We start from the raw sequence: 1190 nt of genomic DNA, 5'->3' as shown, positions 1-1190 counted from the left end.
TGTGTATAACGACGCATCAATAATGATGTTACCGAGCGATGCTAGATTCAAAAACTGGCACTTAAAACGATTAAAAGATAAAAACATCATTCATGCCGAGAGCGTCTACAACATCGCTAAACAAATTGTTGATGAAACCACCAGCAAGCACAAAAACAGAGCGAAGAAAGCTAAAGTCCGAAGACTTTTGGCTATTCTAGGAAGCTGTTTTGACAAGATATTCATAGACGAAGTCCAAGACTTAGATAAGGATGCACTTCGCTTTTTCGAAGTTCTAGGCAGCAACGATATTGACATATACATGATCGGAGATCCAAAACAAGCAATCAAGTTTCCCCAAGATCTTGATGCTTTCGTTCAAAAATTAACTCAAAAAAAATACGCGACCATACTACCGATCAACAATCAAACTAGGCGAATCCCCAGAGAGATACTAACTGTCTCAAACAGCTTCTGTTATGAAAATCAGCAACAAGAGTCACTATCAGAAATGGTTGGTGAACTCATGTACATTGAATCGACGGACGGGCGATATGACGATCTACTAACGAACTACTTAGATACAAAACAACTTGTTTGTATCGACAAAAAGAATGGTCGCTATACAACTTCATCTAAACACAAACACTCATTCCCACGAGAGATCGAGGAAATGATTCGTGATTCTAACCACAAGAAAGACAAAGCTTTGTTTGTTAAAGCAGCTTTTTCTGACTTTATGGACGATGTCGCCGAAGTCGGTGCAAGAATTGCTATTAACAGGCTAAAAGCCAGTCACAGGTTAACCTTAGAAAACTATCACTACCCCCAATTGTATGAGCTGTGCAATTCTTGTACGGGAAATGACGTTCAGTTCAAAGTCCAAAGTATCGAATCTATCAAGGGATTGGATGCTGATACGTGTGTAATCATACTCAGCTCTAATACCCTGAAATATTTGACCCAAAATGGTATTAGCGAAGCAAACCGATTTAATAAAGAATGGAAAAAGGTCTATGTCGCTCTTACTCGTGCCAAGAAGAGGTTGGTATTGGCTTTAGATCACGAGTTACTCGCTAAAGAAGATATGGCGGCTGTTAGGGATTCCATTGGTGAACTGGGATTCGTTACTCATAACTAGTATGCATCTGTCCACAAACACCGATGGAGTCTAGTAGAAGACTGACTCAAAAAATGTGTGATATCTAGCG

At 39.6% G+C, this 1190-nt stretch carries 1 protein-coding gene; it reads left to right on the top strand.

The window, feature by feature from the left end; translation table 11 throughout:
- Positions 1–1120 (top strand): UvrD-helicase domain-containing protein (locus IQR33_RS23935; RefSeq protein ID WP_228014101.1); only part of this gene is annotated, 1120 nt, incomplete at its 5' end.
- Positions 1121–1190: the final 70 nt, after the last annotated feature.

This window comes from Vibrio sp. OPT46 (genome assembly GCF_015163535.1).
In the GTDB taxonomy this organism is placed as follows: Bacteria; Pseudomonadota; Gammaproteobacteria; order Enterobacterales; family Vibrionaceae; genus Vibrio; species Vibrio alginolyticus.
This window is presented reverse-complemented; position numbering and strand designations above follow the sequence as displayed.